The sequence below is a fragment of the Streptomyces sp. 8N706 genome (genome assembly GCF_052245415.1).
Taxonomy (GTDB): domain Bacteria; phylum Actinomycetota; class Actinomycetes; order Streptomycetales; family Streptomycetaceae; genus Streptomyces.
Genome location: NZ_JBQQBW010000137.1, coordinates 1 through 15,842, shown reverse-complemented (window position 1 = coordinate 15,842; position 15,842 = coordinate 1). Strand labels below are relative to the sequence as shown.

The window sequence follows — 15,842 nt, the reverse complement described above, 5'->3', positions numbered from 1 at the left end:
GAGCCCGACTCCTGCCCAGCACGGTCGCTTTGGTCCGCATCATCACTGGAGGGCGCATCAGCCGAGTTGTCAGCCTCCTCAGCGTCGCTCTGCCCCGTGCTCGCCGCGTCATCGGACCCCGGTTCCTCTCCACGTGGGTCACCCTCACCGTCATCAGGAGCCTGCCAGCCGTCCCCCGCGCCGGAATCCTGATCCTGCTCGGCGTAGTCCTCCCCGTCGGCGTACCGGCCGGTGCTGCTGTCCTCGGCGTCCTCATCCTGCGTGCCGCTCTGGTCGGGACTGTCTACGTCGAGGTCGCCCGTCTCGCCGGAGCCTTCCTCCGCGGGCTCGTCGGCCTGGGGGTGGGATTCGTCGGTGTCCGAGTCCTGGTCTCCCTCGTCAGTCTCTCCCTCGTCAGCCGCTTCCCCGGCGTCCTCGGCGTCCTGCAGGTCCTCCGTATCCTCGGCGTCCTCCGTATCCTCGGCACGGGAGCCGTCTGCGTCATCCGCCTCCGAAAGGTAGGGGGAGATGTCTTCAGAATCCGGACCGGAAGCCGTCTGGTCGTTTTCGAAAGCACCGGTAGTGGACTGTGCGGAAGCGTTCGAGTCGTCGGCCGCACTGGCGGAAGCGGCTGATATGCCCAGCGCGGCAATCGCAAGTAAGGGGACTGCTGCGAGCTGCGCCCCGGGGCGACTGATCCGGGCCGCCCAGCGGGGCCGGGCATGCCGACGACGGGAGTTGTGGGTTGCCACGTCGGGTGTTCCTCTCTCGCGGACTTATCCACTGTTTGCGCGACACATCGCGTCTTAGGTGAGTGGGGCGGCGACCGCGCCGCAGAGCCCGCCGCCGTCCGAGCGTCGCTGGACGACGGGGACCGCAGACGATGGCTCAGAAGGCCCAACCAGGTCCCCGGGGCCTTGCCTGTCAGACGTGAGCGGCGTCCGGGAGCTTCGCCGCGAGCACGTCCACCGGTCGGATGTCCGGGGCCTCGGAGAGGAGGCGCGCGCCCTGGGAGAGGAGCGCCTTGGCGATCTTGCCCTCGAGGTGGGCACGACGGGCCTCCTCCGTGCCGAAGGCTGCCGAAGGTGGTGGGGCCGAGCTGGAGGGCGAACCAGACCACGGTGCCCTCCTCTTCTTCCGCAAGGGACAGGGCGCCGGTGAGCAGGTCGTGGACCTCCCGGGCGTATTCGGGCTTGGCTTCGATACGGGCCAGCAGGCCAAGGGTGGTCATGGGAACCGAACTCCTTCATGTCGTCGGGATGTGTTCAACCTAGAGAGCGTCAGCTGTTGCACCCCAGTGGCGGATGCGACAGATCCGCTAGCGTTTCCGCCATGAAGGTCTCGGTGCTGGTCGTGGACGACGTGTTCGACTCCGGGCTCACGTCCGTACTCGACGTCCTGCAAACGGCCAATGAACTGCGTGACGAACTGGAGCAGCCTCCGCCGCCTTGGGAGGTCACCTGTGTGGGGGTCTGCGGGGGCTCGGTGCGCACGGGGGCTGGACTTGTCCTCGAAACGACCCCGGCCCACTCCGTGGCCGCCCCGGATGTGCTGGTCGTGCCCGGTATCACGCATAAGCAGCCGGGGCCACTGCTGGAGTGGGTGACAGCCGATGCGCAGCAGCCCTCGCGCGATCTGCTGTGCCGCTACCGCCTCGAGCGTGTGCCCCTCGCCGCGGCCTGCACCGGCACCTTCCTCCTGGCGGAGAGCGGCATCCTGGACGGCCTGCGGGCAACGACCAGTTGGTGGCTCGGGCCCCACTTCCGCCGCCGCTATCCACGGGTTGAGCTGGACGAGACGCACATGCTGACCCACGTCGAGGGCGTCACGACCGCGGGAGCCGCCTTCGCCCATCTCGATCTGGCCCTCGCGCTGGTCCGGCAGCGCAGCCCGGCCCTCGCCGAGTTGACCGCCCGCTATCTGGTCATCGACGCCCGTCCCACCCAGTCCAGTTACGCGATCCCCAGCCATCTGGCGCGCACGGACCCCATCGTCAGTGCCTTCGAGCGCTGGCTGCGTACCCACCTCGACCAGCCGCTGCGCATCGCCGAAGCCGCACGCGCCGTGGGGAGCAGCGAGCGCACCCTGCAACGCGCCGTCGACCGGGCGCTCGGCATCTCTCCTCTGCAATTCGCCCAGGAGATCCGGCTGGAGCAGGCCGTCCATCTGTTGCGCACCACCGAGCTGTCGACGGACGCCGTTGCCCGGCGCGTCGGTTACCACAACGCCACCACCCTCACCACCCTGCTACGCCGTCGCCACGACACCACTCCCGGCCGACTGCGCCGCCGAGCACCCGGGACCCGGCCGGGGGCGTGAGGGCCTGGCGCCGTCCTTGCCTTCCCACCACTCACCCGCTCGCTGGGCTGCCGCTCCGCCGCCACGGCTGCGGGGCTCCAGGGGCTCTCAGTCGCTGCTGATGGAGGGCACGGCGCTCGGTGGGGGAATCGGATCGAAGCGGAAGATCTGCCCCGTGTTGCCGCAGGTGTAGGGGACACCCCACCGACTGGCTACCGCCGGCGCAGGACGGCCAGTGCACCTACACCGCGGACTGGACAGCCACGAAACTCCGCTGAGCCTGAGCGTCGACGCCGCCGAGCACGCCACGCTGGCCCGGCTGGTCGCCCAGTGCCCGGGCACCACGGTCAACATCGCCCCTGCCCCGTAGCCGCGGCTCGCGGGTGCCCCGTCTCCTGCCGAGCCGGACGCTACTCAGCTTCGCCCTCCCCGGTTGCCGCCCGGCTCTCCCTGTCAGTCGCTGGCTCGGGCCGGGTGGGGCCGCATGCTGGCTTGTACGTGCTCGGGTTGCGGCGACGCGGTGCCGTCTCGTGGGCACGGCCGCGTAGGAAACCCGTTGATGGGGTTCACCATGGATGCCGGCGCTGCGAAGACGATGTCGCTGGGCTCGCCGACGTCGCGCCCTTCTAGTCCTCCAGTGCGGTTTCGTGATCTATCCAGTGGGTTCGTCGGCAGACCGTCGTCGGTAGTGGCTGCGTCGGGCTGTTGCCTGGTGACGTCTGCGCCAGTTGGACCAGTGCAGCAACCTGGCCACGGACACGGCCGGTGGAATGAGGACGGCGGTGAGCAGGTGGCGGATTTCCGGAACGGTCAACGTGATGGGGTCGCGACTGCGGGCGGGATGATGGATTGGCGGCCCGGTCGGGGCCCGCGCTGGCCGCGACGGCGGCCAGGAAGGCCAGGGCGAGCATGGCGAGCGTGATGTGGCGGTGCCATGAGGTCCAGTGCCTGACCTGGTAGTGGTCGAGGCCGACCTGGCCTTGGCGGCCTGGAAGCACTCCTCAATGCTCCAGCGGACGCCGGCGACGCGGACCAGCCCCGACAGGGGCACCTTGGTGGGTGACCAGCACAGGTAGAAGGCGAGTTCACCAGTGGTCCGGTTACGGCGGATGAGCAGGTGGCGGTGGCTGTCGCTGCACATCGGCACCCAGGCCCAGTCGTCATAGCGCGGGCCTTTTTGCACCGCTGCCGGCGCTGTGCCGCTGCCAGGCGGCCCTGGGGAGTCGGCCGGCGAGGGTGTCCGCACGGATGGGAGTGCGGCCGTGGTTGATCCGCACTCTGGTGGAGCAGGCCACGGTCAGGACGTAGCCGATACCGGTTGCCTCCAGGCGGGCGCGTAGGTGCGGGTCCTGCCCGTAGGCTTCGTCGCCGGTCACCCAGGATGCGGTGACTTCGGCGTCCAGCGCGGCGGCGATCATCTCCGCAGCCGGCCGGGGCTGTCGCGAACTGCACTTCGTCGGGTATTCCGGCAGTGTGGCGGCGCTCGGGATCGGAGCACCAGGAATGCTCGGGCAGGTAGAGCCGACGGGCCATCAGCATCCGTCCCCGCTCGGTGGCGTAGGCGAGGAACACGCCGACCTGGCTGTTCTCGATGCGTCCTGCGGTGCCGGTGTACTGGCGCTGCACCCCTGCCGAGGCCTGGCCCTTCTTCACAAAGCCGGTCTCGTCGACGATGAGAACACCGCCGTCGGCCCCGAGGTGTTCGACGGCGTAGGTGCGGATGTCGTCCCGGACGGCATCCGCGTCCCAGCGGGCGTAGCGCAGCAGACGCTGCATCGGCCCGGCCCGGGCCGGGCCTGGCCGGCCTGCTCGGCCAGCCGCCAGCAGTTCTTGCGCTCGAGACCCGACACCAGCCCGAGCAGGTACGCGCGGGCGGTTGCCCGGGGCTCAACCCGCCCGAACCGGCCCGCGATCCGGGCCATGAGCTGGTCGAACATCGCCCGCCAATGGACAGGGTCTACGCTATGGCCCGCGGCCACCGCACGATCTTCGGGAGTCCACACAACCCCCGATAATCACGCGGTGGCCGTACCTATTCCCAGCCTTCTCCTGCGTCGCTTCGGGTGCGATGCGACGCCGTTTCCTATGCGGTGCCGGGACCGTCGAGGAAGCGAAGCAGCACGGCGGCCTCCGCGCGGAGCTGCGCGGCTCGGTCAGCGTGCGCGGGCGCAGTCAACTGCGCTGCAACCTCCAGTCGCTCGGCGGCCTCGGCGCGCACGACATCCACCACACTGCGCTCGCTCAGCTCACGCCGCGCTGCTTCGGTGGCGCCGACACCAACCGGCGACTGCTCAAGGGCCAAGCCGCGGAGCTCAGCTTCGTCCACGGGCACCGCCTCAGCGTTGTCCAGCGCAGCAAGTGTTGCGCGCAGGGCGCTCACCGCGGCCTTGTCACGGGCGCGCATCGCTTCCGGCAGTGCTTGACGCATACGAAGACGTAAAGACATGCCGGTGACCTTATGGCGGCGCCCCTGGACCCACAACGCGATATACGTGCAGCACCAGACTTACCGCCAACTGAGGCGCTACACCCCCGACAAGGTCGCGAAGTCAGACTGGAGTACTGATACTCCAGCAGCGTTTTGCTATCTGGGCTGGTCGAAGGGGTCGTCAGGAGTGTAGTGGCCTGATCCGGGATCGGGGGCGGTCCGGCCGGACCGCCCCTCCAAGGAGTGGGTCGAGACGTGGCCGAGTGGCTTCGGTGCGGACAGCCTCCCAGCGTGATCGACGAACATGCGGACGTGAACTGGGAACGGGAACTCGACGCCCTCTTCCTGCGCATCGGCCACTGCTTCGGCCCTGCGGACCTGCGGCGCCGGATGCGGGATTACGTGCGGGGTCCTCTCGCCCTGTCGGCCGTAAAAACGGCTGGCAGCTGGCCGAGTTCGCCGGACACCGCACCTCCGACGGCCTCCAGCGGCTGCTGAACGGGGCGAACTGGGAAGCCGACGACGTCCGCGACGATCTCCAGGCCTTCATGGCCGAGCGCCTCGGCGAAGACAGCGGGGTGCTCGTCATCGATGACACCGGCTTCGTCAAGAAGGGCACTACCTCCGCCGGGGTGCAGCGGCAGTACTCCGGTACCGCAGGCCGCACCGAGAACTGCCAGATCGGCGTCTTCGCCGCCTACGCCACCACCCGCGGTCGAGCCTTGGTGGACCGGGAGCTCTACCTGCCCAAGTCCTGGACGGACGATCGTGAGCGCTGCCGGGCGGCGAAGGTCCCCGACGAACGAGCCTTCGCCACCAAGGGAGAGCTGGCCAAGCGCCTGGTGCTGCGCGACCTGGCCTCCGATCTCCCCCTCGCCTGGGTGGCTGCGGACGCCGCCTACGGACAGGAGGGGCGCTCCCGCCGCATGCTGGAGCAGTCCGGCTTGGGCTACGTGCTCGCGGTGCCCAAGTCCCAGCAGGTCTTCGGCCCGCGTATCGACTACCTGTTTGCCCAGGCCCCCGGCGAGGCATGGGAGCCAGTCTCATGCGGTGACGGTGCCAAGGGACCGAGGCTCTACCACTGGGCGGCGCTGGAGCTGCCCACGGTGGCCGAGTTCGACTACCAGGGCGAGACCCCTGTGCGTCGGCGGTGGGCACTGGCCCGCCGCAGCATCAGCAAGCCCGAGGAGATCGCCTACTTCCTCGCCTACGCACCGCGGGAGACCACAGCGGCCGACCTGGTCCGGATCGCCGGAATGCGCCGGCAGATCGAGGAGTGCTTCCAGGCGGCGAAGAACGAGTGCGGCCTGGACCAGTACGAGGTCCGACGCTATGTCGGCTGGTACCGGCACATCACCCTGGCCATGCTCGCCCACGCCTACCTCGCGGCCATGGCAGCCGACGCGGCGGCAAAGGGGGCCGCAGAAACGCTTCCGGCACCCTGGCTCCGCTCACTGTGGCAGAAATCCGCCGCCTCCTGGTGCTTCGCCTCGGCCCGAACCGCCAAGTCTGCCGGTCGCTTCGCGCGCACGCTCTGAACTGGTCGCACTGACGCCGCAGACACCAGGCCGTCTCCCGCCACTGCCACTACCAGCGACGACTCCACTCCTTGGAGGGGCGCTCCGGCCAGACCGCCCCCGATCCCGGATCAGGCCACTACATACCCTGACGACCCCTTCGACTAGCCCAGATAGCAAAACGCTGCTGGAGTATTAGTACTGCAGCCGCAGTTACGGGCTATTCGCAGTTGGCCGTGGTGGCCTGCTGATTCAAGCGTGTGCGCCGTGAGTGCTCGGGTCGCTAGGGTGGAGTGGTGGCGCGGCTACCGTGGGTGCACGGCGTAGGTCAGGTGCGTCACCCGCGACGACGGCTCCGAACGGACCGGCTCCAGCGCGGCCCTGGACGCGTCCACGCCGTCGAACAGGCGGGTGCCGGCACCGAAAAGCACCGGTGACAGCGTGATCGAGAATTCGTCGACCAGGCCGGCGTTCAGGTGCTCCAGGATCGTCGCGCCGCCGCCGGCGATGCGGACGTCGCGGTCGCCGGCGGCCGCGCGGGCCTGGTCGAGGGCGTGCTCGATGCCGTCGTTGACGAAGTGGAACGTGGTGCCGCCGGGCCGCTCCCACGGGTCACGCTTGGTGTGCGTCACGACGAAGACCGGGGTGTGGAAGGGCGCCTCCTCCGGCCATGCCTGCTCGCCGAGGTCGAACATGCGCTTGCCCATGACGCTCGCGCCGGTGCGCTCGAACGTCTCCCGCGCGACGTCGTTGTCGCGGCCCTCTTCGCCGCCCTCGCCCAGCTTCAGGTTCTCCCGGATGAACCGCAGCGGGAACAGCCACTGCTGCAGCTCCGTCCACTGCGCCATCCAGCGCTCAACGTCCGGGTCGTCCTGCTTATCGGGCGCGAAGAAGTCGTCAACGGGCACGGACTCGGGCGCGATGAAGCCGTCCAGCGACATCGTCACGCTGAAGAACACCTTCCCGGCCATCAGCCCTCCGCCCCCTTCCGCGCGAGGTCGGTGACGTAGGCCGCCAGGCTGCTCAGGGTCTGCTGGCCGCCCTCGATCGCGTGATACTTCTCGACCGCCTCGTCGCGCAGTTCCTTGGTGGGGAACACCGTGCGCATCACGATCCGGGTCGCCGCGCCGTCCGGCGCGAAGGTCAGGACCGACTCGAAGGCGTTCGGATCGTCGCGGGACTCACCGTGCAGCAGCGCTATCCGCTCCGGCGGGGCGATCCGCAGCCAGCGGATCCACTCGGAGTAGTCGGTCCCGTCCGGCCCGTGCAGCACGAAGTCCCACTCCCCGCCCTCGCGGAACTCGAAGGACCGCGTGGTGGTGGTGAACCCCTCCGGACCCCACCACCGCGACAGGTGCCGGACCTCGGTGAACGCCTCGAACACGAGCTCCCGCGGGGCGTCGATGACCCTGGAGATCACGATCTCCCGGTCGGCCGTCGCCGGCTCCGCCCGCGTTTCTTGCCTTGCCCCTGCCATCGGTCATTCCTCCTGCCGTGTCTGTTTGAGGTCCTGCACGTAGGTGTCCAGCCGGTCGAAACTCTCGTTCCAGAACCGCTCGAATCCGCCGACCCATTCGTGGACCGGCCGCAGCCCGCGGGCGTCCAGGCCGTAGAGGCGCTGCTTGCCCGCCCCGCGGACCCGCACCAGCCCCACCTCCCGGAGCACCCGCAGGTGCTTGGACGCCCGCGGCTGGCTCATCCCCAGCTCCTGGGCCAGGTCGGTCACCGGCCGCTCACCCGCCCGCAGCAGCGCCAGGATGTCCCGGCGCTGCGGCTCGGCGATCGCGTTGAACGTGTCCGACGTCGTCGCTGCTCGTGCCATGGCAAGCATCATATTCCTATATCGGAATACGTCAAGCCGTTGGGAATCGGGCGAGTCTTGTCGGATGACGATTGCGGTTACGGGGGTCGGTGGCCGCGGCGTCGGTAGTGGCTGAGTCGGGCTCGGCGCTGGTGGCGGCGTCTCCAGCGTGACCATTGCAGGACGTGTTCGGTTGTGTGCCGGACGATGTGCGCGAACTTGCCCAGCAGACGCCGGATTCGTTCACGCTCAGTCGGATCAGGTCGCGGGGGCGTCCCCCTTTTCGGCCGTGGTGACGCGGACCGCGGTGAGGTTGGCGGCGGCGGCCATGGCCAGGGTGATGTGCCGGTACCAGGCCGGGTAACGACGGCCCTGGTAGTGGTCCAGGCCGGCCTCGTTCTTCGCGGCTTGGAAGCATTCCTCGATGGCCCAGCGGGCGCCGGCGGCCCGGACGGTCTCGGCGAGGGTGGTGCCGGCGGGCGCGTGGACCAGGTAATAGGCCCGTTCGCCGTCGGTCAGCGACCGGCGGATCAGCAGCGCGTCGTCGAAGCCGTCGGCGTGCTCGGGCGCGTCCGGAGCGGGACCAGTGCCCAGGCGTACTCGCGTAGATCGTGGGCGCCGTCGCCGGCCGAGCGGATCTCCCAGGCGTGCTCGGGTAGTAGCGCGGAGATGGTGCGGGCGTTTTGCCCGCGCGGCCCGCACCGGTGCTTAGACACCGTTTCTTATGGCGTTGAGCAGTGCATGACGGATCTGGTTGAGCGGTTGGTGCCGGAGGAGTTGTGGGTGTTGTTCCGGCGGGTGGTGCCTCCGACGGAGGTGAGGCGTCCGCAGGGCGGGGGCCGGCGGCGGGCCGGTGACCGCGAGGCTCTGGCGGCGATCGTCTTCGTGGCCACCTCGGGTTGTGCGTAGCGGCAGCTCCCGCCGGTGTTCGGCCCGGCCTGGCAGACGGTCTACCGGCGATTCGCGCGGTGGAGCCGGGACCGGGTGTGGGCCCGGCTCCACCGCGTCATCCTCGATGAACTCGGTGCCCGGGGTGAGTCGGACCGGTCGCGGTGCGCGATCGACTCCGTCAGCCTGCGGGCTGCAAAAGGGGGCCACTGACGGGACCGAATCCGACCGACCGTGGCACATTGGGATCGAAGATCCATCTGATCACCGACCGGAACGGACTGCCGCTGTCGTTGGGCATCTCCGGGGCGAACCTGCACGACAGCCAGGGTCTTGAACCACTCGTGCGCGGTATCCGCCCATCCGTTCCCGCCGCGGGCCCGCGCCGTCGACGGCCGGCGAAACTGCATGCCGACAAGGGCTACGACTACGATCACCTGCGCCGATGGCTCAGCAAGCGCGGCATCCGCCACCGCATCGCCCACAAGGACATCGAGTCCTCACAGCGACTCGGCCGCCACCGCTGGGTCGTGGAGAGGACCGTGTCCTGGCTCGCCGGCTGCCGACGCCTGCACCGCCGCTACGAACGCCGAGCGCGAGGAGTGCAGGGCGACTGCGGTGGCCACCAACTCGCCGTTTGCCGAATGGGACAAGATCTTTGCCGACCCGAGGCTCTGCGCGGCCATCGCCGACCGGATCACCTTCCGCTGCACGCTGATCCAGACCAGCACTGATTCCTACCGCTACCAGGCCACCGAGGCCGATCGCCGGGCCAAGACCGCCCGGTGATCGATCTCCTCGGCGTTCACACAAAGCGGGACTTGGTCATGGCGCTGAGGTGAGCAGGCGAGCGGCGAGTGCGGCGATCAGGGCGCTGGAAGCTAGGGCGGTGACGAGCCGGCCTCGACTGCCGGTCAGAGTTCGGCCGAGCAGTGCTCCGCCACCGGCGAGAAGCAACTGCCAGCTGGCGGATGCTGCGAAGGCCGCGAGGACGAACACGGCCTGTTCCAGGCGGTCTGGAGCCGCTGTGCTCTGGCTGCCGAGCACGAGCGCCGCGAAGTAGATCACGGTCATGGGGTTCATCATTGTGATCCCCAGCAGCCCCATATAGGCCCGTGCGGGACTGAGGGGAACCTCGTCGGTCCGGGCTGTCGCCTCTCGAGTGCGGTACTGGCTGATCGCCGTGACGCCGCTGCGGGCCGCCAGTGCGATGAGCACCAAGGCCGAGACCCACCGCAGGGGAACCACGACCGGTTCGATTGCGGGGACGAGGGCGGAGCCTCCAAGCACGGCGATCAGCGCATAGAGGCCGTCGGCGGTTGCGACACCCAGTGCGGCACAAGCACCGATCTTCAGAGACGTCCGGGCTGTCAGAGCCACCAGATATGTCGCCACAGCTCCCACGGGCACGGCGATGCCGTAGCCGGCGAGGAGGCCCGCGACCAGGGCGGCGATCACGAGTGCGCGAGCGTCGGCCTTCGCAGTCGGCCGGGCTGCTGCTGGACTCGCACCGGTCGGACGGTGGAGGGCAGCGGCAGAAAGGCGATAGTCGTGGTCATGGGCAGATCTTGGGGGCATCGCGGCTGCCCGGACAACTCATTTTCGAGAGTGACATCGTCGGAAGTGGCCTGCGGTCCTTCAAGCCGCGGAGACAGAACCCTGCCTCCCACTGCACTGGGTCCGAACCACCGATGCCCCCACAGGTCAGCGCCCGCTGGGGACCAAGGCGGGCAGGTCTGCGGAACGATGTGAGCGGTGGTGGCGACCCAAGGAGCGTCATCAGCAAGGCCACGAGCCGAACATGACCCCGGCATCCGTCAGGCCCAGGCGTCGGCCTATCTCCGTCCACCGGCCGGGAGCATCGCACAACGGAGCCGGGTCCTTCCGACCCGCGCCTGTCAGGGACGCGGACCAAGAGGACGCGGGATCGACAAGTTATCGCTCCCTGTCCGGATCATTCACACAGACACTCCGGCCCCCTGCCCCACCACCGCTAGATCTCACTCGATGGGGGTGGCTCTCAATCTCGCTGCCGATCATGGACTTGCGTCGTTGTCCATCCCCGTCACGGACGGAGCAACGCGGCTCTCAAGCTTGCTGCCCCAGTGGCTCCAGTTCACCCTGTCGAAGACACCCAGGGTGTGGAGCTTCCAGCACGGGTGTTTCTCGGGCCATTCGGCGAGCATTTCGGTGGTGCGCACGTGGTACTCGTATGCGGCGTGGACCCACTGCCGGGCCTGGTCGGGTGCGGCACGGTCCGGGAGGCGGAGGTCGCGGGCCGCTTCGGCGGCCCATTCGAGTTCGCTGGCGGTGTCGCCGGTGCCCGCGGGGCCGGCATCGAATAAGGCGGCCAGCAGCCGGATGATGGCCCGTCGGGAGGCGTCGGTCAGCGGCTGGTTCATCAGCGCGACGATGGCGTCCAGGGCGCGGATGAAGACGATGCGCTCGCGGTGGGTCATGTCGTAGAAGGCCATGAGCAAGTGATCCTCACCGTTCGGCCCGATTCATGGGCACGGGGGTGAACAGCGGGGCGTGCAGGGGCCGGGTGCGGGTGGGGGCCAGGACTTCGAGCCAGCCTTCGCCGTCGGCGAGCGCGTACTGGGATGGACTGGTAGCAACGCCACTTCCAGTTGCCCCACCAGCGGGGCTCGAGCAGGGTGCCGGCCATGCGGGCGGGGGTGGACAGCCGGTAGCCGGCCAGATCTACATCGCTGAGGTCGGCACCGCGGCACCGCGGTGCTGCAGGTACTCCAGGGCCGTCAGGGCGGCGCGGCGCAGCGGACTGTGCGCCACCCACCGACGCTCGATCGCCCAGGCCATCTCACGGGTAGCGGGCTCGGCAGGGGAGTCGGGAAGGGTGAGACGGGTGATGGTGAGCGGCCCGCGTCCCGCCAGGTGATCAGTTCCTGGCGGACCGGGCGGGGAATCGCGTGTTCCAGGCCCTCGAACTCTTCGATCATGTCGCGCGCGGCCCGTCCGGCGTCCGGGTCCTCCTTGATGCCGTGCAGCACGTCCAGGGCCTGCTGCAGGGTCTCGCCGCGCTGCCACACGCGGAGCATCGGCACGCCCTCAGCTTCCAGCTGCTGACGCTCGGAGGTCTCGAACTGGAACTGGATGCCGCGCCTGCGCCCCACCAGCGCCTGCCGCAGCTCCGAGTAGGGGTTGCGGCCGGAGAACAAGCAAGAAACCAGGCGCTGGTTCATCCGCTCATCCCGGCGGAAGTCCACCGCAACATCCACATCGTGCGGCGCGAGCGCGAGCCTAGGTGTCCGTGATGTTCAGCCCGGACGACGGCGCCGTGTACGCGGTAGGCGAGCACTGCCATGGCAGAAATACGTGATCGATCCCGAGCGCGTGGCCGCCGGTTTCTGCACACGGGCCGGGGCCGCCATGTCCCCCACTGACTAGAAGCCTACCTCCCTGAGGTCCGCACGTAGGCTCCCCACGGCGACATCCTCGGCCTCGTCCAGCACACACGCCTGGCAGTTCCGCCACCGCGTGGTCGATGACGTACAGGCGGCCGGCGTCCGGTTGATCCAGTAGACGGTGGTGAGCTGTCCGACCGAGGCAGAGCGCACGTCCTCACCCTCAGGATCCCGGTTGTTGAAGGCCGTAAGCTCCACGGATCGCGCGAGGCGATGTCCAGCACGTCGCGGAGCATCTCCCGGGCGTGCTCGGGCAGGTCATCGACCGCAGTCAGGGCCTGCGGAGACAGCCGCGCCTGCCAGGCCGCGTCGCTCACGGGCGGGGCCCGAGCACATCCTCCAGGGCGATCCCGTCGGAGTCGTCCATGCCCGAGGCGAGGAAAGCGTCGACGGCCGGGGCAGCGGCGAGGCGGGCCTGCCAAGTGCGGACGACGTCGTGAAGCGGGGCGAGGCTATAGCTGTGACGGGAGTCCTCCAGGGCCTTGGCCCAGTCCCCTCGAAGGCCGGCCCCCACTGCTCGGCACGCCGGTCGGCGCGGATGCGCGCGAGCAGCTGCGGCTGGAGCGGGGGCGGGCGGCGGGGCGGGCGCGTACTCGGGTTGGGCGCTCATGGGCTCCTCCAGGCGGGCCGTTGGGCGGTGGAAGTGGGCATGCGGTGATCGCTTTCCTTAAGCGGGTGTCCTTACTTCCCTGGTGCGACCTCGTGTCGCACACTGAGCACTTCAGTTGGCCACGCTGATCATCAGCCATTGTGATCGGGAGTGGTTCGCGGCAAGTCACCTGATCGAGGCGGAGGGGGTCGCGAGGGCTGCCCGATGTGGTCCGCTCTCCACTCCGCTGTCACCGTCCAAACAGGGGATAAATGCGGGAGGCAGGTCGTTCCACTCACGGGGGTGGGGGGTAAGAATGACGTCGCGTCAGTCGACTCCCGCACGGTGGGCGCGGCGGACGGCTCCCACGGTAGGTTCGGCGCGCCGAGAAGAGGGGGATCGGGGATGGCCGGTGTGCGGCTGCGGGTGGAGATCTTACGGGCGGGCGACGAGCACGTTGAGCAGATCGCCCGCCTCGCCGAGTCACGGAGCCTGAACGGGCCGGACGGCGCCCAGGGCTCGGTGGAGGGGGGCTTCCTGGTCTCGGCGTACACCGAGGCCGACTACCACGCCCGGCTGGAGACCGCCGAGCACTTTTATGTGGCGGTCAAGGGCGGGCAGGTGCTGGCGTTCGTGCTGGCCTACAGCTCCGACAGGGTTGAGCCGGACGAATGGCTGAACCGCCGGATCAAGACGGCGCTCGGCAACTTCCTGGTGATCAAGCAGATCTGTGTGGCCCGCGAGGCGGCGCGGACCGGGGTCGCCTCGATGCTCTACTACCACGTCCTCGAGCAGTGGGACCTCAGCCCCGTGATTGCCGCCGTGGTCAACGATCCGCCCAACGACGCGTCCGCCCGCTTTCACCACAAGCTCGGCTTCCAGGAGCTGACCAGGCTGACCCCGCCGGACGGGCTGCCCCGGGTGGTGTGGGTGTGGCGCAAACCGCGCGAGGCGCTGCTGCATGCGCAGTATGGGATCGCGGTGGACCTCTACAGGCACGAGGACAACGTCAACTGGCAGAAGCTGAACAACTTCTTCTACATCACGGCGGGCCTCGCGGCCGCCACCGCCTTCTGCCTCAGCAAAGAGGGCGCGGGAGGCACCCTGGGCAAGGGGCTTGCGATGATCATCGCGATCATCGGCATCGGGGTGTCGCTGGGCTTCTCGCTGATGCTGAAGTTCGGTCGGCAGTACCTTCTGGCGCGCAAGAAGGCGGTGATCGAGCTTGAGGAGTACATGGCCTGGCACGGCGGCGAGCGGATAGTGAATCGCCGCACCGACGACCCCGGCTCCGCCTATCTGAAGGTCTCCCCGACCGGCGCGATCATGACGCTGCTGCCCGTGCTGGTGGCGGCCCACTGGCTCGGGGTGCTCGGGGTGCTGATCGCCGACTAAAAGGAGAGGTCGACATAGTCGATGTCGGTGAATTCGACTTCGAGGTCTGTGGCGCGGCGTCCGCCGTCCTTGAAGTAGATTTCCTGGAGTCCTTCGGCGACGATTGTGCGCATCTGCTGGTCGGTGGCGCCCTGTTCTCTGGCGTCGAAGAGGCGGGCGGCGTAGGCCGGGGGGAGGTGGACGGTCAGCCGTCCGGATGCGGCCGTCGTCGGTGGTGCCGATGGGGGCGGTGTAGCCGAAGCGGGCCCGGGTCTCCACGGTGATGCCGGTGCTGGTGGCAGCCTGCTTCCGGCGGCGCTTGCGGACCTGCGGTGCCAGCGGGCGCGGACGGCCGCCTCGATCCGGTCCGCGATGGCCTTCGGCGGCTTCTTCCGCTCGCCGGTGCGGTAGCGCTCCACCGACCGCTGGGTGACCCCGAGTTCCTGGGCGATGGCCCGGGTGGTCTTGAGCTGCTTGATCAGGAAGTTGATGCGGGCCTGGAGGCCCTTGGGTGGCTCGCGGGTGAAGACCTCCTGGTCGGCGCGGTGGAGGGCGTCGTGGATATCCGTCACGGGCTACTCTCCTTCATCCATGACGGCGTCGCCGCCCTTGATGTGGCGGGCGGGGTTGTAGCCCTGCTCCATCAGGTCCACCGCCCACGCCATCCCCTGCACCCCTTCGACCTTGCACAGGCCCGGTGTGGGACCGAGGCGGAAGGATCCGGGCAGCGGCTTGCCGGAGGTGGTGTAGGGCAGGAAGTGAAGCGGGCTGGGGCCCGGCGAGGCGTAGACGACGCAGTCCGAGAGCACCGCGAGCGGGTACTGGCCGGTGGCCTCCGCGGTCTTGAGCATCTTGCGGTGCATGTTCACTCGGGCCTTGGAGATGACCGCCGCCCGGATGTCGGGGCGCCAGGTGGGGCGTTCCAGGGCCGGCCAGCGCTCACCGTCGCGGTAGTGACGGCCCTGCGGACGCTCCCGGAGTTTGCCGACACCGCCCTTGACCGTGGACTTGATCGCCGCGAGCACGGCCGCCATCCCGGGGTCGGCCTGCTTGTGGTGCTCCATCGCGGCGAGGAAGGCGTGGTCGTCCAGGTCCGTGGTGACCCCGAGGTCGGCCATCGTCTGCACGTAGGCGTCCTTGAGGCGGTCGTGCCACGGATCGAGGTACGCGCCGGTCTCCCGCCGCAGGTACGCATCGACTGGCCGGACGTCGTAGCCGAGCTCGGCGGCGTAGGCCACGGTGTGGGTCTGGTACCAGGCCGGCCCCTCCGGACGCTGCCCGGACGGGGTGAACGGCGACGGGAGGCGCGGGTCCAGCTCGATGTGGGAGAGGTCCACGTACCAAGAGCCGGGGATCTTCTTGTCGAACACCGGCCGCTGGACATACTCGGGGCCGGACAGGCCGACGACCAGGCGGGCCGCGGCCGCGAGGAAGGCAGTGTTGATGTCCAGCCCGATCGCGAAGGGCAGCAGGCACTCCTCATCGCAGAGAAGCTTCGGATCGCGCACCCACTGGTAGGCCTCCTCATCGAGGAAGCCGCCGG

14 protein-coding genes and 6 pseudogenes are annotated in these 15,842 nt (G+C 69.1%); 6 read left to right on the top strand and 14 right to left on the bottom strand.

All coding sequences use genetic code 11. The annotated features are described in order from the left end of the window. Together ACTWQE_RS30585 and ACTWQE_RS30580 are read right to left on the bottom strand one after the other, a co-directional pair. A pseudogene (locus ACTWQE_RS30585) lies at positions 1 to 731 on the bottom strand (hypothetical protein); the annotation flags it as partial. 172 nt (positions 732 to 903) lie between these two features. Continuing rightward, positions 904 to 1,122, bottom strand: coding sequence for a hypothetical protein (locus ACTWQE_RS30580; RefSeq protein ID WP_443332331.1), 219 nt, complete (start codon positions 1,120 to 1,122; stop codon positions 904 to 906). Between the two features lie 189 nt (positions 1,123 to 1,311). On the opposite strand from ACTWQE_RS30580, the gene ACTWQE_RS30575 reads away from it, so the two are divergent. Together ACTWQE_RS30575 and ACTWQE_RS30570 are read left to right on the top strand one after the other, a co-directional pair. Continuing rightward, complete coding sequence (locus ACTWQE_RS30575) at positions 1,312 to 2,298, top strand: GlxA family transcriptional regulator (RefSeq protein WP_443332330.1); 987 nt, start codon at positions 1,312 to 1,314, stop codon at positions 2,296 to 2,298. A gap of 214 nt (positions 2,299 to 2,512) precedes the next feature. Next, positions 2,513 to 2,647 (top strand): hypothetical protein, encoded by a 135-nt coding sequence (locus tag ACTWQE_RS30570; protein WP_443332329.1) that lies wholly within the window; start codon positions 2,513 to 2,515, stop codon positions 2,645 to 2,647. 256 nt (positions 2,648 to 2,903) lie between these two features. Here the strand turns inward: ACTWQE_RS30570 and ACTWQE_RS30565 are convergent. Both ACTWQE_RS30565 and ACTWQE_RS30560 read right to left on the bottom strand, forming a co-directional pair. Further along, positions 2,904 to 4,214: pseudogene (locus ACTWQE_RS30565) on the bottom strand (IS701 family transposase). Between the two features lie 146 nt (positions 4,215 to 4,360). After that, positions 4,361 to 4,681, bottom strand: a complete 321-nt coding sequence (locus ACTWQE_RS30560; protein WP_443332332.1) for a hypothetical protein — start codon at positions 4,679 to 4,681, stop codon at positions 4,361 to 4,363. 336 nt (positions 4,682 to 5,017) lie between these two features. Here ACTWQE_RS30560 and ACTWQE_RS30555 point away from each other — a divergent pair. After that, positions 5,018 to 6,243 (top strand): annotated as a pseudogene (locus ACTWQE_RS30555) (IS701 family transposase). 284 nt (positions 6,244 to 6,527) lie between these two features. Here ACTWQE_RS30555 and ACTWQE_RS30550 read toward each other — a convergent pair. From ACTWQE_RS30550 to ACTWQE_RS30535, 4 genes and pseudogenes are all read right to left on the bottom strand, one after another. Then, positions 6,528 to 7,193 carry a dihydrofolate reductase family protein gene (locus ACTWQE_RS30550; RefSeq protein ID WP_443332328.1) on the bottom strand — a complete coding sequence of 222 codons (666 nt, stop codon included), beginning with the start codon at positions 7,191 to 7,193 and terminating at the stop codon, positions 6,528 to 6,530. After that, the gene (locus tag ACTWQE_RS30545; RefSeq protein ID WP_351307769.1) at positions 7,193 to 7,699 is read right to left on the bottom strand and encodes an SRPBCC family protein; all 507 of its coding nucleotides are present in this window, start codon (positions 7,697 to 7,699) and stop codon (positions 7,193 to 7,195) included. The genes ACTWQE_RS30550 and ACTWQE_RS30545 overlap by 1 nt, the downstream gene beginning before the upstream one ends. A gap of 3 nt (positions 7,700 to 7,702) precedes the next feature. Beyond that, entirely contained in the window at positions 7,703 to 8,044 is a 342-nt protein-coding gene (locus ACTWQE_RS30540) for an ArsR/SmtB family transcription factor (RefSeq protein ID WP_443332327.1), read from the bottom strand. Positions 8,045 to 8,281: 237 nt separating this feature from the next. Continuing rightward, a pseudogene (locus ACTWQE_RS30535) lies at positions 8,282 to 8,733 on the bottom strand (IS701 family transposase); the annotation flags it as partial. A 31-nt stretch (positions 8,734 to 8,764) separates the two neighbouring features. Here ACTWQE_RS30535 and ACTWQE_RS30530 point away from each other — a divergent pair. Both ACTWQE_RS30530 and ACTWQE_RS30525 read left to right on the top strand, forming a co-directional pair. Continuing rightward, a pseudogene (locus ACTWQE_RS30530) lies at positions 8,765 to 9,507 on the top strand (IS5 family transposase); the annotation flags it as partial. Positions 9,508 to 9,529: 22 nt separating this feature from the next. After that, positions 9,530 to 9,700: an ATP-binding protein gene (locus tag ACTWQE_RS30525; protein WP_443332326.1), complete on the top strand. Its 171-nt coding sequence runs from the start codon at positions 9,530 to 9,532 to the stop codon at positions 9,698 to 9,700. A gap of 36 nt (positions 9,701 to 9,736) precedes the next feature. On the opposite strand, the gene ACTWQE_RS30520 is transcribed toward ACTWQE_RS30525, so the two are convergent. The 4 genes from ACTWQE_RS30520 to ACTWQE_RS30505 form a co-directional block, all read right to left on the bottom strand. After that, positions 9,737 to 10,369, bottom strand: coding sequence for a LysE family transporter (locus tag ACTWQE_RS30520; RefSeq protein WP_443332325.1), 633 nt, complete (start codon positions 10,367 to 10,369; stop codon positions 9,737 to 9,739). 578 nt (positions 10,370 to 10,947) lie between these two features. Continuing rightward, positions 10,948 to 11,385 (bottom strand): hypothetical protein, encoded by a 438-nt coding sequence (locus ACTWQE_RS30515; RefSeq protein ID WP_443332324.1) that lies wholly within the window; start codon positions 11,383 to 11,385, stop codon positions 10,948 to 10,950. A 285-nt stretch (positions 11,386 to 11,670) separates the two neighbouring features. Then, the gene (locus ACTWQE_RS30510; RefSeq protein ID WP_443332323.1) at positions 11,671 to 12,114 is read right to left on the bottom strand and encodes a hypothetical protein; all 444 of its coding nucleotides are present in this window, start codon (positions 12,112 to 12,114) and stop codon (positions 11,671 to 11,673) included. A 535-nt stretch (positions 12,115 to 12,649) separates the two neighbouring features. After that, complete coding sequence (locus tag ACTWQE_RS30505; RefSeq protein WP_443332322.1) at positions 12,650 to 12,946, bottom strand: DUF6247 family protein; 297 nt, start codon at positions 12,944 to 12,946, stop codon at positions 12,650 to 12,652. A gap of 384 nt (positions 12,947 to 13,330) precedes the next feature. Between ACTWQE_RS30505 and ACTWQE_RS30500 the strand changes: the two genes are divergently transcribed. Beyond that, on the top strand, positions 13,331 to 14,320 hold the full coding sequence (locus ACTWQE_RS30500) for a GNAT family N-acetyltransferase (protein WP_443332321.1): 990 nt from the start codon (positions 13,331 to 13,333) through the stop codon (positions 14,318 to 14,320). Here ACTWQE_RS30500 and tpg read toward each other — a convergent pair. Both tpg and ACTWQE_RS30490 read right to left on the bottom strand, forming a co-directional pair. Next, positions 14,317 to 14,871 (bottom strand): telomere-protecting terminal protein Tpg, encoded by a 555-nt coding sequence (gene tpg, locus ACTWQE_RS30495; protein WP_443332320.1) that lies wholly within the window; start codon positions 14,869 to 14,871, stop codon positions 14,317 to 14,319. The genes ACTWQE_RS30500 and tpg overlap by 4 nt on opposite strands. Before the next feature lie 3 nt (positions 14,872 to 14,874). Beyond that, positions 14,875 to 15,842, bottom strand: a pseudogene (locus tag ACTWQE_RS30490) (telomere-associated protein Tap); the annotation flags it as partial.

Coding starts and splice junctions, on each gene's coding strand:
- ACTWQE_RS30505 (WP_443332322.1), bottom strand. CDS start 12,946: ATGAGCGCCCAACCCGAGTACGCGCCCGCCCCGCCGCCCGCCCCCGCT.
- ACTWQE_RS30550 (WP_443332328.1), bottom strand. CDS start 7,193: ATGGCCGGGAAGGTGTTCTTCAGCGTGACGATGTCGCTGGACGGCTTC.
- ACTWQE_RS30575 (WP_443332330.1), top strand. CDS start 1,312: ATGAAGGTCTCGGTGCTGGTCGTGGACGACGTGTTCGACTCCGGGCTC.
- ACTWQE_RS30545 (WP_351307769.1), bottom strand. CDS start 7,699: ATGGCAGGGGCAAGGCAAGAAACGCGGGCGGAGCCGGCGACGGCCGAC.
- ACTWQE_RS30540 (WP_443332327.1), bottom strand. CDS start 8,044: ATGGCACGAGCAGCGACGACGTCGGACACGTTCAACGCGATCGCCGAG.
- ACTWQE_RS30515 (WP_443332324.1), bottom strand. CDS start 11,385: ATGGCCTTCTACGACATGACCCACCGCGAGCGCATCGTCTTCATCCGC.
- ACTWQE_RS30500 (WP_443332321.1), top strand. CDS start 13,331: ATGGCCGGTGTGCGGCTGCGGGTGGAGATCTTACGGGCGGGCGACGAG.
- ACTWQE_RS30560 (WP_443332332.1), bottom strand. CDS start 4,681: ATGCGCGCCCGTGACAAGGCCGCGGTGAGCGCCCTGCGCGCAACACTT.
- ACTWQE_RS30510 (WP_443332323.1), bottom strand. CDS start 12,114: ATGAACCAGCGCCTGGTTTCTTGCTTGTTCTCCGGCCGCAACCCCTAC.